The sequence below is a fragment of the Streptomyces sp. STAM6 genome, assembly GCF_054963715.1.
In genome coordinates, this window is the sequence record NZ_JBUEFZ010000038.1 from 1 (window position 1) to 18,455 (window position 18,455).

An 18,455-nucleotide genomic window follows, 5' to 3' on the forward strand; every position below is an offset into this window, starting at 1 on the left:
CACAAGGACAGCTCCGCGGTGCCCCCTGCCGAGAATGCCGCAGCACCCACACCGTCGCACTCATCTACGAAGGCACCGTCGTCATCTCCTGCGAGCACTGCGGCGGAGCCACACACAAGGGACAACTCACCCCCCGCGCCACATGAGACCCCGGCCGGCCCGCCCGGCCTCGGGAGGCCGCTCACGGTCAGCGGGCCGGTCATCGCTCTGCTCTGCCCCTGCCACCCCGGACGCTGCCCCCGGTTCGGAGGGCCGCCCGTCCTTGCCCGGGGGCGTGACCAGAGCGAGGGACACCCCCTAGCGGCACTTGCGGCATCACCTCCCCCAGGCAGGCCGCGAGTGCCACAACGCCCTGCCCCAGGTGGGGGCGTTGCAGCTCTCCCTGCGCGCCCCCACCGCTGACTGCCTGCGGCAACCGCGCACCGGACCGCGACACGGGCACCGCATGAGCTGCTCACCTTGGGATTCGCTTTGTACGCGAGCACCCGGCTGCCGGGCGTGAAGAGGTGGCACGCCGAGACCACGGACAGCAGCGGGTACGGCGCCGTCCGGCGTGCCGCCGCGCATGTCCGCCGTTGTGGTGGGTACGCCCCTCCCGTACGAGAGACGGGAGTGTCGGAAGTGATTCGAAAGCTGCAGGCGGTCGCACTGGACTGTGCCGATCCGGTACGGCTCGCCGAGTTCTACGCGGAACTGCTCGGCGGCCGGGTGGTCGCGGACCCGGACGATGCCGACTGGGTCGAAGTGCACGGGTTCGAGGGTACGCCGCTGGCCTGCCAGCGGGTGGACGGCTACCGGCCGCCCGAATGGCCCGGCCAGGAACGCCCGCAACAGCTCCATCTGGACTTCGACGTGGACGACCTCGACGGGGAGGAGAAGCGGGCGCTCGCCCTCGGTGCCACCGTGCTGGAGCGGACGGACCAGCTCCGCCCGGAGGCCAACTGGCGGGTCTACGCGGACCCGGCCGGCCATCCCTTCTGCCTCTGCCTCCACTGAGTCGCGCCCTCAGCCACTCCTATTTCGTTTGCCGCGGCCAGGTCCGGTCGGATAGGAAGCCCGCATGCTGAGGGGCGACAAGGTCGGGCTGAGGGCCCGGCACGAGGACGACATACCGGTCCTGCGGGCCGAGCTCTACGACGACGTGGTCAACTCGTCCCGGGCCGAAGGGGGGCCGTGGCGGCCCGTCACGCCCGGTTCGAACGACCCCAGGCTCGTGGTCGACGAGGAGGAGCAGGGGCGCGTCCAGTTCTCCGTGGTGGAACTGGGTGGCGGCACGCTGCTCGGAACCGCGACGCTGTGGGACATCGACAACCACAACAGGTCCGCCCACATCGGGCTGGGGTTGCTTCCGTCCGCGCGCGGCAAGGGCTACGGCACCGACGTGGTCGCGGTGCTGTGCCACTACGGATTCGTCGTGCGCGGCCTGCAGCGGCTGCAGATCGAGACGCTGGCGGACAACACCGCGATGCTGCGCTCCGCCGAGCGCAACGGCTTCGTCCGCGAGGGCGTGCTGCGCTCCTCGGCCTGGGTACTGGGCGAGTTCCTCGACGAGGTGCTGCTCGGGCTCCTCGTCAAGGACTGGGAGCCGGACTCGAAGCGCTAGTCGCCGCGCGACACCTGAGGGCGGGGGCGTGGAGCCGACAGGGACGGCCGAGGCTGGGCCGACGACGTGCCAGGCTCACGACGAGTACGCCGAGCTCGGCCGCACGGGGTGTCCGCCCCGGGTCGGTCCGTGAAAGCGGCTCGGGGGCTACACCTGCGCGCGTTCACGAACCGCCGTATCCGCGGCGTCCAGGGCCAGGGACCACGCGTATCCGGTCTCGTAGGCCGGGACCGGGGCCGGGGCCGGGGCGGTGACGCCGTGGAGGATCTTCACGCCCGCCGTCCTGAGCGTTTCCAGGGAGCGGTCGAAGGCCGGGTGCGCCGCGAGCGGGGCGGTGAGGCAGGGCACGGCGACCGTGGGGGTGCGGTGTCCGAGGGCTTCGGCGGCCAGGCCCACGACAAACTTGCCCGTCAGGCCGAGCGCCCACTCGTTGATGGAGTTGAACGTGGCCGGGGCGAAAAGGATCACGTCCGCCGCGGGCCATGTCTCCGGCTCGCCGGGCAGGCCGTATTCGAAGCGCACGGGGTGGCCGGTGAGGACGGCGAGGCCGTCGAGGGAGGGCTGGAGCCATCGGGCCGCGGTGGGGGTCAGGCCGAGGCACACGTCCCATCCACGGGCCTGGGCGTCCTCGATCACCTTGGCGACGTCGAAGACCGGCGGCGCGGCCGAGCAGAACAGATACAGGTTCCTCGTCATTGCTTCATGATCACACGACGTCACCCCCTCCCGGCCGGGAGTGGGGGGCGGTTCGGACGGCGTGGGCGAGATCGGCCGGATTCGAACCGGCGTCCTCCCGAGTTATGGGCCCGGGCGCGACGACCTCTGCGCTACGACCTCGCCGGTTCGGCATCGTAGGCCAGAGGCGGGGCCACGACGCGGATAGTCGGCCGAGCCCGCTCCGCCTCGGCCCGCCTCCCCCGCCTCAGCCCGCGGTGACCTTGGCCGCGAACGCGTCGAGGTTGGCCGACATGCGGGCCAGGCGCTCGTGCAGCGTCAGGGTTTCCTCGTGGCGTCCGGAGCGCAGCTTGGGCCGGCGCTTGCCGCGTACGTAGAGGGGGCAGGCGAGGTCCGCGCAGATGTAGCTGCCGACCGTGTTGCCCTCGCGGCCGCGGGCGCCGGCCAGGCGCGCGGCGAACAGGGTGACCCCGGAGGAGGCGTGGCCGGTCAGGCAGATTTGGCAGAGGCTGGACTTGACCGCGCTGGTACGGGCGGTGGAGGGCACCCGCAGGGAGATCCCGAGGGGGCCCTGCGGCCGCGGCAGTACGAGATGGGCTCGCAGCGGCGCTCCCGGGTCCACCCAGCCGAGGAAGTCCAGGTCTTCCCAGGGTAGTTCGGCGAAGTCGAGCGGCAGCCGGAGCCGCGCCGCCTCTCCTTTGGTGCAGTTCACGAAGGATGAGCGGATCTGTTTCTCACTGAGCGGTTCCACGGACATCGACCCTATGCCCGGCCGGAAATGCCCGCACCTCAATTAACGCGCCTCTGTGCGCCCCTCTCGCACCGATCGAATTTCGCCAGACTGGGGGCTCCTGTTTATGGGGCGGTTCACCCCGGCGAGTGCGACTACGCAGGGGTGATGATTGAACACGGTGGGTATCACAACAACCCGTAACACCGGTAAGAGCCCTGAGAGGGGAACCCATGGCGTGGTATCCGGGCGCGACACGCATGGAGTTACAGCCAGAGTCGGACGCCCAGCCGGCGATCCGTCCCACACAGTTCATCCTTCACAGCATCGCCGCTCCGTGGACGGCACGCAGAATGTACGAATACTGGCGCGATTCATCCAATCTGGAAAGTCATTTCGGACTCGGGTACGCGGGTGATCTCGCCCAGTACATCGGAACCGAGACCCGTGCCGACGCCAACTACCAGGCGAACCGGCGTCCCGACGGAACGGGTGCGGTGTCGATCGAGACGGCTTCCAATCTCAAGCACACCGACCCGTGGACCGATCAGCAGGTGGAAAAGCTGATCCGGCTCGGGGTGTGGCTGCACCAGCGGCACGGCATCCCCCTGCGCGTGTGCCGGACGGCTTCGGACCCCGGTTACGGGTACCACCGGCTGCACTCCGCCTGGGCGGTCTCCGGTACGGCGTGTCCCGGTGACGCACGGGTCCGGCAGTTCAAGAACGTCGTCTTCCCGGGGATCGTGGCCCGGGCCAGTGGTCAGTCACAGGAGGACCCCATGCCGACAGTGATCAACGAGTCCAGCGCGGGCGGCCCCGCCCTGGAGGCGGGCAAGTACAAACAGCTGGCGATGGCGAACGACGCCGCGCTGCTCCAGGGGCCGTGCAGCTACTCCGTCACCGCGTACGCCACGGTCAAGGGCCAGGCCGGTACGCGCGTCACGATGCGCTTCCAGGACTACCGGCTGAGCACCAAGCACCGGTCCCTGGATCTGCCCATCGACTGTGGTCAGATCGGCGCGGACGGGTTGCTGAACGTCGCGGTCACCCGCAACGGCGTCCTGGACTCCGGGGAGGTCCTTCGGGTGGAGATCATCGCCGACCGGGCGGCGCGGGTCGACCACCGCGTGCTGCGGGCACTGCGCTGGGCCGCCTGATCCGGGCGGCGACACGGCGGCGCGGAGCACGCCGAGGGGCGGCCCACCCTTCCGGTGGACCGCCCCTCCTCTGTGTGCCCGGCCCTGCCGGGTACGGGTGTCCCGTACCCGGCGGCCGTGACCCGCGTCAGACCTTGAGGGTCTTGATGGCGGTCGGCGCGTGGGCGGGCTCGGTCGCGAGCTCCTCGAACTCGGTGACGTCGCTCATGTCGACCGTCTTGCTCATGGCGATGTTGGTGACACGCTCCAGGATGGCCTCGACGACGACCGGGACCCGGTACTCGACGGCCAGCTTCTTGGCCTCTTCGAGCGCCTCGCCGAGCTTGTTGGGGTCCTCGACCCGGATCGCCTTGACACCGAGGCCCTCGGCGACCTTGACGTGGTCGACGCCGTAGACGCCGATCTCCGGCGTGTTGATGTTCTCGAACTCGAGGTTGACCTCGAAGTTGATGCCGAGGCCGCCCTGCGCCTGCCGGATCAGGCCCAGGTAGGCGTTGTTCACCAGGACGTGGACGTAGGGGACCTTGTGCTGGGCGGCGACCGCCAGCTCCTCGATCATGAACTGGAAGTCGTAGTCGCCGGAGAGGGCGACGACCGGGGTCTCCGGGTCGGCGGTGGCGGCACCGATGGCGGCCGGGATGGTCCAGCCGAGCGGGCCGGCCTGGCCGCAGTTGATCCAGTGGCGCGGCTTGTAGACGTGCAGGAACTGCGCGGCCGCGATCTGCGAGAGACCGATGGTGGTGACGTAACGGGTCTCCGGGCCGAAGGCCTTGTTCATCTCCTCGTAGACGCGCTGCGGCTTCATCGGGATGTTGTCGAAGTGCGTGCGGCGCTGCAGGGTGGCTTTGCGCTCCTGCGTGGAGGCGGCCCAGGCGGAGAAGTCCGGCAGCTTGCCGGCGGCCTTCCACTCCTTCGCGATCTGGACGAAGAGTTCCAGCGCGACCTTGGCGTCGGAGGCGATGCCGTAGTCGGGGGCGAAGATCTTGCCGAGCTGGGTGGGCTCGATGTCGACGTGGACGAAGGTGCGGCCCTTGGTGTACGCGTCGAGGTTGTAGCCCGTGTGGCGGTTGGCCCAGCGGTTGCCGATGCCGAGGACGAAGTCCGACTCGAGGAACGTCGCGTTGCCGTAGCGGTGCGCCGTCTGGACGCCGACCATGCCGGCGGCGAGCTCGTGGTCGTCCGGGATGGTGCCCCAGCCCATGAGGGTGGAGATGACCGGGACGTTGGTCAGTTCGGCGAACTCGACCAGCAGGTCGGTGGCGTCGGCGTTGATGATGCCGCCGCCGGCGACGATCAGCGGACGCTCGGACTCCAGGAGGAGGTTCAGGGCCTTCTCGGCCTGGGCGCGGGTCGCGGACGGCTTGTAGACCGGCAGCGGCTCGTAGGTCTCCGGGTCGAACTCGATCTCGGTGAGCTGGACGTCGATCGGCAGGTCGATGAGGACCGGGCCGGGGCGGCCGGAACGCATCAGGTGGAAGGCCTGCTGGAAGACGCCGGGGACCTGCGCGGCCTCCAGGACGGTCGTCGCGGCCTTGGTGACGGGCTTGGCGATCTGGGCGATGTCGACGGCCTGGAAGTCCTCCTTGTGGAGCTTCGAGACCGGCGCCTGGCCGGTGATGCAGAGGATCGGGATCGAGTCGGCGATCGCGGAGTACAGGCCGGTGATCATGTCGGTGCCGGCGGGGCCGGAGGTGCCGATGCAGACACCGATGTTGCCCGCCTTGGCGCGGGTGTAGCCCTCGGCCATGTGCGAGGCGCCCTCGACGTGGCGGGCGAGGGTGTGGCTGATGCCGCCGACGTTCTTGAGCTCCCGGTAGAAGGGGTTGATCGCCGCGCCGGGCACACCGAACGCGTTGGTGACGCCTTCGCGCTTGAGGATCTCAACGGCCGCTGCGGCGGCGGTCATACGAGGCATGGGAGTGCTCCTGCTCGGCCTGGCGGATCCGGGCTCTGTCGCGCCACCTGAGAGCTTCGATCCGTGCTGCGGATACTGCGACCCCGGAACTTTCCGGGATGTGGAAGTTTTGTTCTACTATACGGAAACAATCTAAAGTCCCTGGCTGGCGCCGTCAAGGGATGGCCGAACTCCCTCCCCAAGTGCTCGCGCTTGGTGGACGATGGGTCACGGAACGAAGGGGGCCCTCGATGGGAGAGAACGCGCCGGTCCGCTGCCCGGCCTGCCGCCGCGCGCACGCCTACACACCGCCGGTCTTCCCGTGCGCGTGCGGCGCACCGGTCGCCCCACCCCTGGTCAGGGGCGCCCCGGCCGAACCGATCACCCATCGCACCTGGAACGAGGAGTGGGTCACCGTCCTGTGCCGGGCGTGCGGCCGCCAGGACCAGTGGCCCCAGCCGGAGCTCGGCTGCCCGTGCGGGACGGTGCTGCGCATTCCGGTCAAGCCGGTGACCGCCTCCGCTCCCCCGGCCGGTGGCTCGGGGCCTTCTCCGGGGACCACGGCCGCGACGACGGGTGTGTCGACCGTCCGCGCACCGGCTCACCTCCCGCCGCCGCCGACCGCCGCCGCGCCACGCCCCTCCTTCAACCCGGTGACCATCCGCACAACCCGTGACGCGGTCACCGCGGCCGCCCTCTATCTGCGCTGGCTGGGCTTCCGGGACCTGGTACGGCCCGAGGAGCGCTCCTCGTCCGGCATCGACCTGCGCGGTCCCGGCCTGATCGCCCAGGTGGACCCGACGACCCGGCCGGTGTCCCTGCGGGCCGTCGAGTGTCTGTGGCTCCACGGTCTGACGACACCCGCCGTGAGCGTCTTCTTCTCCCTCGCCGGGTACGAGGAGAGGGCGCGTGCCCGCGCCGACCAGCTGGGCCTGCCGCTGTTCGTCATGGACCTCACGGGCAGTCCGCAACCGGTGAACAGCCCGGCCGACGAACTCGTCGCGCGCGGCGCCTGACCCCTCCGCACCCGGCGCCCGCCCCCGCCGCGCCTGACGCCTCCGCGCCCGGCCCCTCGGCGTGCGGTGCCGGACTCCTTTCGGCGCGCCGCCCGGCGCCTCGGCGTGCGGTGCCCGGGCCCCTCCCGGCGCGGCGCGCGGCACCGGGCGCGCCGGGCGCCGCCCACGCCGGGCAATCCACACCGACAACCTCAAATCAAGCTCTGAATGAGACAGTTACGGCTTGAACGACCACCTTCGCCGGGAACATCCGAAGGGGGAGGTGGGTGGGATGCCGGCTGACATCGGGTGGACCGGCCCGTACGGGGCACCGGAGCTGACGCCGCAGGAGGTGGCATTCCTGCGTGGCGGCCGGCGCGCGGCCGTCACGGTGGCGCTGGTCGCGCTGCACCTGGTGGGGGCCGTGGACGCGGGCCGGGCGGGGACCGTACGGCGGGACGGGCCGGTCCGCGACACCCTCGATCCGCTCCAGCTGGCCACCCACCGGTCGCTGCACCGCCCGCTGGGAGTGCGGGCGCTGGCGGCCCGGCCGGCGGTCCGGCGGGCGGCCGACTCCGTACAGGAGGACCTGACGCTGATCGGGATGGTGCGACCGGCCGGGCGGTGGGGGCCGGCGCGGGTGCTGCGGTCCGCCGTACCGGGGGCACCGCGGCGGACCCGCGCCGCACGCCGCCTGCTGGCCTCGCTGCGCGCCCGGCACCCGCTGCCGGCCTCGCGCCGGGTCTGCCGACCCGAGCAGGTCCTCATGCTGGTGGCACTGCACGGCGACGAGGCGCTGAAGCTGCTGGTCCCGCACTTCGCCCGGAACGGCGGCCTGCTGGCGGGCGGTGGAGGCGGTCCCGGCCGGGTGGCGGACACGGCGGCGCGGGAACTCGACGGCGACTGGAGCGGCCCCTGACCGGTGCCCGCCGCACGCGTCGTCGACCCGGCGGCGACGGCGCCCGGCCGAGGCCCGTCGGCGACCGTCAGGGACGTCCGGCGGAACTCTCCGTGCCCGCGTAGGTGTCGCGCAGCTCGACCTTGCGGACCTTGCCGGTGACGGTCATCGGAAAGGCGTCCAGGACCTCCACCCCGCGCGGGATCTTGTAGTGCGCGAGCCGTTCGCGGCAGTACGCGGTGATCTCCTCCAGGGTCGGCGGGTCGGCCGGGTCACGGGGGATGACACAGGCGAGGATCTCCTCGCCGTACCGCTCGTCCGGGACGCCCACCACCTGGACGTCGGCGACCTTGGGGTGGCCGTGGAGGAACTCCTCGATCTCCCGCGGATAGACGTTCTCGCCACCCCGGATGATCATGTCCTTGATGCGGCCGACGATCTGGACGTACCCGTCCTCGCGGATCAGCGCGAGGTCACCGGTGTGCATCCAGCGGCCGGCGTCGATCGCCTCGGCGGTCTGCTCGGGCTCGTCCCAGTACCCCAGCATCACGCTGTAGCCGCGGGTGCACAGCTCGCCCGCCTCGCCACGCGGCAGGGTGACACCGGTGGCCGGATCGATCACCTTCACCTCGACGTGCGGCATGACCCGGCCGACCGTGCCCGTGCGCCGCTCCAGGTCGTCGTCGCGGCGGGTCTGGGTGGAGACCGGGGAGGTCTCCGTCATGCCGTAGCAGATCGACACCTCCGCCATGTGCATCTCGGTGACGACGCGTTTCATCACCTCCACCGGGCAGGGCGATCCGGCCATGATCCCGGTGCGGAGGGAGGAGAGATCGTAGGACGCGAAGGCGGGGAGGTTCAGCTCGGCGATGAACATCGTCGGTACGCCGTACAGGGAGGTGCAGCGCTCCTCCTCGACGGCGCGCAGGGTGGCGGCCGGCTCGAAGGAAGGGGCGGGAATCACGATGCAGGCGCCGTGCGAGGTGGCCGCGAGGTTTCCCATGACCATGCCGAAGCAGTGGTAGAAGGGGACCGGCAGACAGATGCGGTCCTGCTCGGTGTAGCCGAGCATCTCCCCCACGAAGTAACCGTTGTTGAGGATGTTGTGGTGGGAGAGAGTGGCTCCCTTGGGGAAGCCGGTGGTGCCGGAGGTGTACTGGATGTTGATCGGGTCGTCGCAGGACAACTGCGCTTCGCGGGCGGCCAGTTCGTCGTCGCCGACGGTCCTCGCTGCGTCCAGGAGCGGGTCCCACGAACCGTCCTCGATGTAGTGGACGGCCCGCAGCCGCGGGGAGTCCGCACGCACCGAGTCGACCATGGCCCGGTAGTCGCTGGTCTTGTGGGTCTGGGAGGCCACCAGCACGCTGACCCCGGCCTGGTTCAGGACGTAGGCGAGCTCGTGGGCCCGGTAGGCGGGGTTGATGTTGACCAGGACGGCCCCGATGCGGGCGGTGGCGTACTGGATCAGCACCCACTCGGCGCAGTTGACGGCCCAGATGCCGACGCGGTCGCCCTTGGCGACGCCCGAGCCGAGCAGCCCGCGCGCCAGCTGGTCGACCGCGGCACCGAACTCGGCGTACGTCCAGCGTCCGCCGCCGGCCAGGTCGACCAGCGCCTCGCGGTCGGGGTGCGCCGCGACGGCCCGGTCCAGGTTGCGGCCGATGGTGTCGCCGAGCAGCGGTGTGGTGTCCGTGCCGTGCGTGTAGGAGAGCCCGGGCGCGTGGGCCGTCGCCGGGCCGCCGTGCTGTTCCGAGATCATCGCAAGTCCCCCTCGTGGTATTCGGCGGCCGACCCGGCCGCCGTGTGTTCCCGCAGCTCGATTCTGCGGATCTTGCCGGAGACGGTCTTCGGCAGCTCGGCGAACTCGATCCGCCGCACGCGTTTGTACGGGGCGAGGACGGCGCGCGAGTGTGCGAACAGCAGTTTCGCCGTCTCCGGCCCGGGCTCCCAGCCGTCGGCCAGCACGATGTACGCCTTCGGGACCGCGAGCCGCACCGGGTCGGGCGCGGGTACGACCGCCGCCTCGGCGACGGCCTCGTGCTCCAGCAGCGCGCTCTCCAGCTCGAACGGGGAGATCTTGTAGTCGGACGCCTTGAAGACGTCGTCGCTCCGCCCGATGTACGTCAGATAGCCCTCCGCGTCCCGGGCGCCGATGTCGCCCGTGCGGTAGTAGCCGTCGGCCATCGCCTCGGCCGTGCGCTCCGGGTCGCCGTGGTATCCGGTCATCACGCCCACCGGTTCGGCGGACAGGTCGAGCGCGATCTCCCCCTCGGCCGCGCCGGGCTTTCCCGTCACCGGGTCCAGCAGCTCGACCGTGAAGCCGGGGCTCGGCCGGCCCATGGAACCGGCCTTGAGCAGCTGCCCGGGGCTGTTGGAGACCTGGACGGCCGTCTCGGTCTGCCCGAATCCGTCCCGGACGGTCACGCCCCACGCGCGCCGCACCGTCTCGATGACCTCGGGGTTCAGCGGCTCGCCCGCCGCGACGGCTTCCCTCGGCGGTGTGCGCAGTGCGCTCAGGTCCGCCTGGATCAGCATCCGCCAGACGGTCGGCGGCGCGCAGAAGCTGGTGACGCCGTTGCGGTCCATCTCGGCCATGAGGCGGGCGGCGTCGAACCGCGTGTAGTTGTGGATGAAGACGGTCGCCTCGGCGTTCCAGGGGGCGAAGAGGTTGGACCAGGCGTGCTTGGCCCAGCCGGGCGAGGAGATGTTGAGGTGGACGTCGCCGGGGCGCAGCCCGATCCAGTACATCGTCGCCAAGTGGCCGACCGGGTAGGAGACATGGGTGTGCTCGACGAGCTTGGGGCGGGCTGTGGTGCCGGAGGTGAAGTACAGCATCAGGGTGTCGTCGGCGTGGGTGTCGTCGGTGGGCACGAACGGCTCGCAGGCCCCGTGGGCGTCCTCGTAGGCGATCCAGTGCGGCACGCGGGCACCGACGGCGATCGGCGTGTAGTCACCCGGCACGGCGTCGAACTTGGAGGTGTCCTCGGCCCGTACGATCACATGGCGGGCCCGGCCGCGCTCGATCCGGTCGGCGAGGTCGGCGGGGCCGAGCAGCGGTGTCGCGGGGATGACGACGGCGCGCAGCTTCATCGCGGCGAGCGCGGTCTCCCACAGTTCGACCTGGTTGCCGAGCATGACGACGATGCGGTCACCGGGCCGGACACCGAGACCACGCAGCCAGTTGGCCACCCGGTCGGAGCGGGTACGCATGTCCGCGAAGCTGACCCGGGTCTCGGAGCCGTCCTCCTCCACGATGTGCAGGGCGGTCGCCCCGTTGCCCTCGGCGATGACGTCGAACCAGTCCAGCGCCCAGTTGAACCGGTCGAGCCGGGGCCAGGCGAAGCCCTCGTAGGCCGTCTCGTAGTCCTCCCGGTGCTGCAGCAGGAAGTCCCGGGCGGCCCGGAACCTCTCCGTGGCGCCGCGTTCCGACATGTGTCCTCCTCATTGCGGGACCGGTCACCGCCATCGTGTAATCGGTGACCCAGGTCTCACTACCCCCGGACGGGGGTGAAGGAGCGATGCGTTGCCCGAGTGGAGTGAAGCGGCGGAGTTGAGGAGCGCGCTGGTGCGCCTGCGCCGCACCACCGGGCTCGACGTGGCGTTCGGCGGGCTGCTCGGCGATCCGCGGCAGATGCGCATCGCCGAGCTGGACGGCACGCTCTCGGAGGTGTTGCGCGGTCTTGCGATCAGCGCCGGGAGCGGCCTGGGCGGCAAGTCCATCGCCCTGTCGCGGCCGTGTGCGGTGACCGACTACCGCACGGCGCGCCACATCAGCCACGAGTACGACGGGCCGGTGTCGGCGGAGGGGCTGCGATCGGTGCTGGCGGTGCCCGTGGTGGTACGGCGCCGGGTGCGGGCGGTGCTGTACGGGGCGCTGCGCCGGCCGCTGCCCCTCGGTGACCGGGTCTTCGACGCGGCGGTGGCCGCGGCGCGGGACGTGGAGCAGGCGCTGGTGGTGCGGGACGAGGCGCGGCGGCTGCTGGGCGCCCTGGGGGTCCGGGAGCACGGCACCGGACAGGGCCCGGCAGTCGGCTCCGGGCCGGGCGGGGCGTTGCGCGCGAAGCCCGGCGGGGAGCCCGGCGTGGGGCCGGCCGCGTGGGAGACGGTTCGGGAGGCGCACGGCGAGCTGCGGGCGCTGGCACCTCGGATTCCGGACCCGGCGCTGCGCGAGGAGTTGCTGGCGGTGTGCGGCCGTATCGCGGCGGCGTCCGCGCCGGTGCCGGGCGAGGTTGGACGAACGGCCCCCGTCGTCTCGCTGGCGCCGCGCGAACTCGACGTACTGGCCGCGGTCTCCGCGGGGGCGACGAACGCCGCGGCCGCCGAACGGATGGGGGTGCGGCCGGAGACGGTGAAGGGCTATCTGCGCTCGGCCATGCGCAAGCTGGGGGCGCACAGCCGTCTGGAGGCGGTGGTCGCCGCGCGGCGTGCGGGGCTGCTGCCGTGACCGTGCCGGCGCGACCGCACCGGCACGATCGCAGCGAGTGCGCGCCGGGCCCGGTGCGCGCCAGACCCGCCCGCGCTCACTCGTCGCGCGCCACCCGGCCCGCAGGCTGCGGCTGTCCGGGCGGGGTCTGGGGCCCCAGCCTGCGACGAACGCTCTGCTGTCACAGGAATCCGAAGCACTCTCCCCGCCGCTGCGCCACCCGGCCGCACTCATCCCGCCGCGCGCCGACCCGGCCCCGCTCGCCCCGTCGTGCGCCGACCCGGCCCCGTTCGCCCCGTCGTGCTCACCCGGAGAAGACGCCGAACCGCACGTCGTACGCCGTCGTGTTGGTCATCGAGACCAGTGTCCGCTCGGCCTCCTCCGTCAGGGCGGCGCGGTCCTGACGGGTCAGCCTCTGACCGTCGAAGGGCTGCACGGTGAGGGTGGCCGTCCCCTCCCTGGTCTCGTCGAGCCGCCAGATCCCGGCGAGGAAGCCGTCGACCAGGAAAGTGCAGTACGCCTGGTTGCCCTTCCAGGTGCGGTCCTTGTACTCCTTCGGCACGACGCGTGTGCGGTCGGCGTGCGAGAGCAGCAGGTTGTCGAACTCGGGCAGGAAGCGCGGTGGTGCGGGGGTGTCCGCGTCGGGCCGGGGCGCGTCGGGGAGGTCGAAGAGTTCCGCACCGTTCTCGTCCCGGAAGGTGAGCAGTTCCGGCCGGAGTCGCTCGAACGCCTCGCGCAGCCTCGTGAGACCGGACCAGGTCTGCATGTCCTTGACCGATGCGGGGCCGAAGGCGGCGAGATAGCGCCGTACGGTCGCGTCGGGGGTGTCCGTCGGCCGTGCGCTCCGGCCCAGCCAGGCCTCGGCCGTGGTGAGGGTGACCTGGCCGCTGCGCCCCCACAGGCCGCGCGGGGTGACCTGGACCAGCGGGAGGAGGCAGCGGGCGGCGACGGTCAGGGCGAGCGGGTCGGCTTGAGGCCACTCGTTCAGCAGCGTCTCCCGGATCTCTTTCGGCGTACGCGGCCGCTCCTCCACGAGGTCCCGGGCGAGGGCGGCCAGCCGCTCCAGGTCGACGCCGACGAGTCCCTTGCGGAACAGCCTCACCTCGCGGTCGCGGGCGGCCTGGACGAGGGGACGCAGGGTGAGCACGTCGTCCGCGGTGTGCGTGTGGATGGTGGAGCGCATGGTGACGATCCGGGCCACTTCGCGGGCCTCCATCAGCCCGGACAGCTCCTCGGGGCGGAAGTCTTCGAGGCGGGCGGCGAGGGCGTAGTACGGCGGTTTGGTGTTCTGCGCCTGGAGGCCGACCAGGTGTTCGACCGCGTACCGCGCGGACAGCGGGGTGCGCCGCAGCAGGAGCTGCCGCTCCAGCGTGGCACGGTTGAGGGCGCGGGTGGAGAGGACGGGTTGGGTCGTCTTGGAGGCCATGTCCGGCACGCTACTCCGACTTGCGGACACCTTCTGTCCGCAAGGGCGCTGCGCACGCCATGCCCGGGCAAACCGGGGCGTATATCCTGCCCGCACGGACGGACGGCACGGACCGCGGCACCGGCGGACGGCACCGACGCCGCGGCACGGGAGGTGGACGCCGATGAGCCTGCCCTCGAAGCGGCACAACTGGCGCCGCAAGACCGCTCCGGACGACACCCCGCAGGCTCCCCCGGCCCTGCCCGGCGACCATGTCAGCGTGGTCCAGGCGTCCCTCTACCGCGACGGCCACAAGGTGTCCTCCCCCGCCACGCTCGCGGAGACGTTCCGCCGGCTGCGCGACGAGCGGGAAGGCATGGCCTGGATCGGCCTCCACCGTCCGTCCGGGGCCGAACTGCTCAGCCTGGCCGCCGAGTTCGACCTCCACGAACTGGCCGTCGAGGACGCGATGGAGGCCCACCAGCGCCCCAAGCTGGAGCGGTACGGCGACACGCTCTTCGTGGTCCTGCGCGCGGCCCGCTACCTCGACGCACAGGAGGAGGTCGACTTCGGCGAACTCCACGTCTTCATCGGCCCGGACTTCCTGATCACGGTCCGCCACGGCGACGCTCCGGACCTCTCGGCGGTCCGCCGCCGCATGGAAGAGACCCCCGAACTCCTCGCTCTCGGACCGGAGGCGGTGCTGTACGCGATCCTGGACGCGGTCGTCGACGGGTACGCCCCCGTCGTCGCCGGGGTGCAGAACGACATCGACGAGATCGAGACCGAGGTCTTCCGCGGCGACCCGGCGGTCTCGCGCCGCATCTACGAACTCTCCCGCGAAATGGTCGAGTTCCAGCGCGCCACGCGCCCCCTGGTGGGCATCCTCCACTCCCTGATGGCCGGCTTCGCCAAGTACGGCACGGACGAGGAACTCCAGCGCTACCTCCGTGATGTCGCGGACCACGTCACGCACATCAGCGAACGCGTGGACGGGTTCCGCCAGGCCCTCGCCGAGATCCTCACGGTCAACGCGACGCTGGTGACCCAGCAGCAGAACGCGGAGATGCGGGCCCTGGCGGAGGCGGGTTTCGAGCAGAACGAGGAGATCAAGAAGATCTCGTCGTGGGCGGCGATCCTGTTCGCGCCGACACTGGTGGGAACCATCTACGGGATGAACTTCGAGGACATGCCCGAACTGAAGTGGGCAGGCGGCTACCCCTTCGCGATCCTGCTGATGGCAGTGGTGTGTACGAGCCTGTATGTGATCTTCAAGAAGCGGGACTGGCTGTAGCAGATCACCCCCGACTCCTGATCGACCTGGCATCAGCGCATCCCCGTGCACGAAGGCGTGGCCGGCGCGCACCGCTCACCGTCCGGCCGGTCATGACGATGCATCAGCAGGAAGGAGGAGGCGACGAAGACGGTCCTGTCCGCCGCCGGCCTCGCCCCCGACGACGCGCTTCGGGTCTGGGTACTCGTCCACGAGCAGCCGGACGGCACCTGGGGCGCGGGCGGCCCTGGTCCATCAGCTGCGGCACCTGCGACCACTGCCGCGCCGGACTGACCGCACACTGCGGATCGGTCCCGCACATGGCCATGTACGGAGCTCCGATCGGCGGCAGTCGGGGCGGCCTCTTCTCGGACCCGGTGCGCGTCCCGTACGCCGACGCCATGCTGGTGCCCCCTGCCCGCCGGCCTCGACCCCGTCGCCATGGCTTCCGCGGGCGAGAACTGGTCCCTGTCCTGGCGCCTGGTCGCACCCCACCTCAAGGCCCGTCCCGGCGCCCGCGTTCTCATCGTGGCCCGGGGCAGCGTCGGGCTGTACGTGTGCGACATCGCCCGCGCCCTCGGCGCCTCCGACGTCCTCTACGTCGACCACGACCCCGAACACCGCACGCCCGCCCACAGCTTCGGCGCCCGCACCGCCGACACGCTCGAACCCGGAGGCGAGCAGACCCACAGGTCCGCCCGCCTCCCCCAGCGATCCGTGCAAGTCGGCGCGTTGAGGGCGACGACTTCAAGAGGATCTCGTGCGGGCGGCCATCGTGTTCGCGCCCACGCCGGCGGGGACCATCCACGGCATGGACTTCGACGCGGTGGCAGAGCGGGTTGTTCGCTCACATCAGCGTCGCCACCGCCGCCACCAGCACGGCGACGCGACCGGCCACGAAGCGGATGAGCCGGGTGAATCGTTCCGGCTTCACCGTGGCACCGGTTCCGCTCCCCGGGTGGCGCGGGGGGAACGAGGACAGCCACAGCGCGGCGGTCAGCAGGAGGAGTCCCAGACCCCATGTCTCCGGGGGGACCGCCAGCCAGGCACCGAGGCGCCAGGTCAGTGCGAGCATGCCGATCCCGAAGAGCGCGTCGACGGCCAGGGGTGTCCGCCAGGGCCGGTCGGGTCGCCGCCGCGTCGCCGACCACAGGGCCGGGAGGCCGGCACACAGGCTGAAGCCCACGGTCAGCGGGCCTTTCCAGGTGCCGTACGGCTGGCCTCCCGCAGGCTCGTCGAGCCCCAGGAGACGCCTTCCGACGGCGTCCACCGATGTGTCGGTGTTCGACAGGACGACCACTCCCCGGCCCGTGCTGCGGTCCAGGCCGATGAACGAAGTGAAGCCACCGGTCTCTCCGTCGTGCCAGAGCACATCGCGGCCCTCGGCCCGGCTGATGTTCCAGCCCAGTCCGACATGGTCCGTCGGCCCGATGGCGTGCAGCGGGCGGGTGGCTTGCGCCGCCCCGGGGGCGGTTCCGGCGCTGACGGCGCGGAGGAAGAGAGCGAGGTCGGCGCTTGTCGACCAGACGTCGCCCGCGGGCGTGAACCCCGACGCCGTCCAGTGATCCATGGCGGGGCCGGTGCCCTTCATACCGTCGGCACTGTTGCGGGGGATGTCGTCGGCTCCGTGGACGATACCGGTGTTCTTCATTCCGAGAGCGTCGAAGATCTCCTCTTCGAGCAGCTTCTCGTACGGTGCTCCGACCGCCCGCGCGGCGGTCTGTCCCGCCAGGGCCACGCCCAGGTTGGAGTACACGTAGGTGCCCGGTGTGCCGAGGGAGGCGTTGGCCGCGGCGGAGAAGACGTCCCGCTCGGTGAAGCCGTGGTAGGGATCGCGGCCGAGCAGGCGCAGTTCCAGATCCCTGAGGCCGGTGCCCGGGCCCGCGGGCATCGGGCCGAGACCGGAACGGTGCGTGAGCAGGTCCGTCAGCGTCGTGGATGCCAGCGCGGGGTCGGAGAACGTCGTCCGCGGGAGCAACTCCCCCAGCGGCTTACGGATGTTCAGCCGGCCCTGGTCCGCCAGCGAGGAGAGGAGCATGCCCGTCATGGGCTTCCCGATCGACCCCACCTCGAACACCGTGGTGCGGTCGACCGTCGGGTGCTCGCGATTGCCGGAGTCGCCCAGACCGGCATAGGTCGTGCGGCCGTGGTCCACGAACGCGACCGAAAGGCCCCGGAATCCCTCGGTGTCGCCCACGGCCGCGCGCACCCGCGCGGCCAGCACCGGGTCCCCCGTCGTGGCCTTGCCCAGCCGGGGCGGCTGGGGGAGGCAGGTGAACCAGGTGGTGACTGTCATCGCCACCAGGCACAGGGCCAGAGCCACGCGCCGTGCCCTGCGCTTCGGCTCCGGGCACCTCGTGCCGCGGGCCCAGAGGGGGCCGAGCATGCTTGCCTCTCCTTGATGCCGGCTCAGGTCGTCGCCGAGCGCACTTTCCGGTACCGCCGGAAGAACGCCCGGATACGGCGATAGTGGTCGTCCCCCATGATCAGGAGCTCGATACCGATCATGGTCAGTGAGAAGGTGATGAGGCCGGCCATGTGGACCGCGATCCCCAGGTGCAGCAGCACGCCGCCGGCGACCGCGAAGGGCCGCAGGGAGCGGTTGAGCAGGAGGAATGTGAAAGCCAGTTGGAAGAAGACCGTTCCGTAGGTCATGAGGACCACCAGGAAGGCGTTCTCGTAGAGGATGTCGTTCACGCCGGGCCAGCCGAACTCGTTGACCCGGAGGATGTAGTAGAGCGCCGTCCCGTCCTGCCAGTGCTGGCCCTGCACCTTGTACATGCCCGACACCAGGTAGACGGTGCAGACCTGGAGGGTGACGGCGAGGAGTCCGGCGTGGTGGAGGAGCGATCCGATCCGGTGGCGCACGGCTTCGGTGTCCACGGCGGGTGACTTCCCCTCGGCGCGTTTCCTCGCGTCCAGGGAGAGCCGTGCACCGGAATCCACGAAGATCATGAACACCAGGACGATGGAGGTGACGTTGTCACCGCCGTCCATCAGCATGGGGTTCCTCTGGTACAGCGACCAGAGGAACACGTAGTGGACGACCGTCATGACGCGGGTACGCCAGCCCAGGGCGAACAACAGGGCCGCGAGCATACCCACGTGGAAGACGAGTTCGAACCAGATCTCGGACCTGCTGAGCGAGTACAGCGAGAACGAGCCGCCCTGGTCGGGGTCGACGAAGTTCTGCCACGGCCAGACGCCTTCCGGGCCCCAGAGGTACCCGCGGTCGAGGTAGTCCCGCACATAGAAGTAGAGCCCGACCGATCCGAGCGTGATGCGCGTGAGGGCCGCTCCGATGAGCGCACGGCGCGTGCTGGAGTACTCGTCCAGCCTCGTGTAGAAGGCATTTCGGGCCCACTGCACGGCCGATGACATATCCGCTTTCAACTGGTTCAT

The 18,455-nt window shown here is 70.9% G+C and carries 15 protein-coding genes, 1 tRNA gene and 2 pseudogenes; 9 read left to right on the top strand and 9 right to left on the bottom strand.

Going from position 1 to position 18,455, the window contains the following annotated elements; translation table 11 throughout:
• Positions 1-621: 621 nt before the first annotated feature.
• Positions 622-996 (top strand): VOC family protein, encoded by a 375-nt coding sequence (locus ACY34K_RS29230; RefSeq protein WP_462752430.1) that lies wholly within the window; start codon positions 622-624, stop codon positions 994-996.
• A 64-nt stretch (positions 997-1,060) separates the two neighbouring features.
• Positions 1,061-1,603 carry a GNAT family N-acetyltransferase gene (locus ACY34K_RS29235; protein WP_462752432.1) on the top strand — a complete coding sequence of 181 codons (543 nt, stop codon included), beginning with the start codon at positions 1,061-1,063 and terminating at the stop codon, positions 1,601-1,603.
• A gap of 147 nt (positions 1,604-1,750) precedes the next feature.
• Here ACY34K_RS29235 and ACY34K_RS29240 read toward each other — a convergent pair whose 3' ends face one another.
• The 3 genes from ACY34K_RS29240 to ACY34K_RS29250 form a co-directional block, all read right to left on the bottom strand.
• Positions 1,751-2,299, bottom strand: coding sequence for a flavoprotein (locus tag ACY34K_RS29240; protein WP_462752434.1), 549 nt, complete (start codon positions 2,297-2,299; stop codon positions 1,751-1,753).
• A 66-nt stretch (positions 2,300-2,365) separates the two neighbouring features.
• Positions 2,366-2,440, bottom strand: a tRNA-Met gene (locus ACY34K_RS29245).
• Positions 2,441-2,525: 85 nt separating this feature from the next.
• Complete coding sequence (locus ACY34K_RS29250; protein ID WP_462752436.1) at positions 2,526-3,029, bottom strand: FBP domain-containing protein; 504 nt, start codon at positions 3,027-3,029, stop codon at positions 2,526-2,528.
• Positions 3,030-3,268: 239 nt separating this feature from the next.
• Between ACY34K_RS29250 and ACY34K_RS29255 the strand changes: the two genes are divergently transcribed.
• The gene (locus ACY34K_RS29255; protein ID WP_462752438.1) at positions 3,269-4,165 is read left to right on the top strand and encodes a peptidoglycan recognition protein family protein; all 897 of its coding nucleotides are present in this window, start codon (positions 3,269-3,271) and stop codon (positions 4,163-4,165) included.
• Between the two features lie 127 nt (positions 4,166-4,292).
• On the opposite strand, the gene gcl is transcribed toward ACY34K_RS29255, so the two are convergent.
• On the bottom strand, positions 4,293-6,080 hold the full coding sequence (gene gcl, locus ACY34K_RS29260) for a glyoxylate carboligase (RefSeq protein ID WP_462752439.1): 1,788 nt from the start codon (positions 6,078-6,080) through the stop codon (positions 4,293-4,295).
• Between the two features lie 230 nt (positions 6,081-6,310).
• Here gcl and ACY34K_RS29265 point away from each other — a divergent pair, with 230 nt between their 5' ends.
• A complete protein-coding gene (locus tag ACY34K_RS29265; protein ID WP_462752441.1) occupies positions 6,311-7,075 on the top strand; it encodes a hypothetical protein in 765 nt (254 codons plus the stop codon).
• Between the two features lie 271 nt (positions 7,076-7,346).
• On the top strand, positions 7,347-7,973 hold the full coding sequence (locus ACY34K_RS29270; protein WP_462752442.1) for a TIGR04222 domain-containing membrane protein: 627 nt from the start codon (positions 7,347-7,349) through the stop codon (positions 7,971-7,973).
• Between the two features lie 67 nt (positions 7,974-8,040).
• On the opposite strand, the gene ACY34K_RS29275 is transcribed toward ACY34K_RS29270, so the two are convergent.
• Positions 8,041-9,711 carry an AMP-binding protein gene (locus ACY34K_RS29275; protein ID WP_462752445.1) on the bottom strand — a complete coding sequence of 557 codons (1,671 nt, stop codon included), beginning with the start codon at positions 9,709-9,711 and terminating at the stop codon, positions 8,041-8,043.
• Positions 9,708-11,384 (bottom strand): AMP-binding protein, encoded by a 1,677-nt coding sequence (locus tag ACY34K_RS29280; protein ID WP_462752447.1) that lies wholly within the window; start codon positions 11,382-11,384, stop codon positions 9,708-9,710. Before ACY34K_RS29280 ends, ACY34K_RS29275 begins: the two co-directional genes overlap by 4 nt.
• A gap of 91 nt (positions 11,385-11,475) precedes the next feature.
• Between ACY34K_RS29280 and ACY34K_RS29285 the strand changes: the two genes are divergently transcribed.
• Positions 11,476-12,396: a helix-turn-helix transcriptional regulator gene (locus ACY34K_RS29285; protein ID WP_462752449.1), complete on the top strand. Its 921-nt coding sequence runs from the start codon at positions 11,476-11,478 to the stop codon at positions 12,394-12,396.
• Positions 12,397-12,679: 283 nt separating this feature from the next.
• Here the strand turns inward: ACY34K_RS29285 and ACY34K_RS29290 are convergent, their stop codons facing one another.
• On the bottom strand, positions 12,680-13,801 hold the full coding sequence (locus tag ACY34K_RS29290) for a winged helix DNA-binding domain-containing protein (RefSeq protein WP_462752450.1): 1,122 nt from the start codon (positions 13,799-13,801) through the stop codon (positions 12,680-12,682).
• 163 nt (positions 13,802-13,964) lie between these two features.
• Here ACY34K_RS29290 and ACY34K_RS29295 point away from each other — a divergent pair, with 163 nt between their 5' ends.
• From ACY34K_RS29295 to ACY34K_RS29305, 3 genes and pseudogenes are all read left to right on the top strand, one after another.
• Positions 13,965-15,074, top strand: a complete 1,110-nt coding sequence (locus ACY34K_RS29295) for a magnesium and cobalt transport protein CorA (RefSeq protein WP_462752452.1) — start codon at positions 13,965-13,967, stop codon at positions 15,072-15,074.
• A gap of 114 nt (positions 15,075-15,188) precedes the next feature.
• Positions 15,189-15,347, top strand: a pseudogene (locus ACY34K_RS29300) (tautomerase family protein); the annotation flags it as partial.
• A pseudogene (locus tag ACY34K_RS29305) lies at positions 15,299-15,725 on the top strand (zinc-dependent alcohol dehydrogenase); the annotation flags it as partial. The pseudogenes ACY34K_RS29300 and ACY34K_RS29305, both read left to right, overlap by 49 nt.
• 175 nt (positions 15,726-15,900) lie before the next feature.
• Here the strand turns inward: ACY34K_RS29305 and ACY34K_RS29310 are convergent.
• Complete coding sequence (locus tag ACY34K_RS29310; RefSeq protein ID WP_462752454.1) at positions 15,901-17,439, bottom strand: serine hydrolase domain-containing protein; 1,539 nt, start codon at positions 17,437-17,439, stop codon at positions 15,901-15,903.
• Positions 17,440-17,462: 23 nt separating this feature from the next.
• Positions 17,463-18,455 (bottom strand): HTTM domain-containing protein, encoded by a 993-nt coding sequence (locus tag ACY34K_RS29315; RefSeq protein ID WP_462752456.1) that lies wholly within the window; start codon positions 18,453-18,455, stop codon positions 17,463-17,465.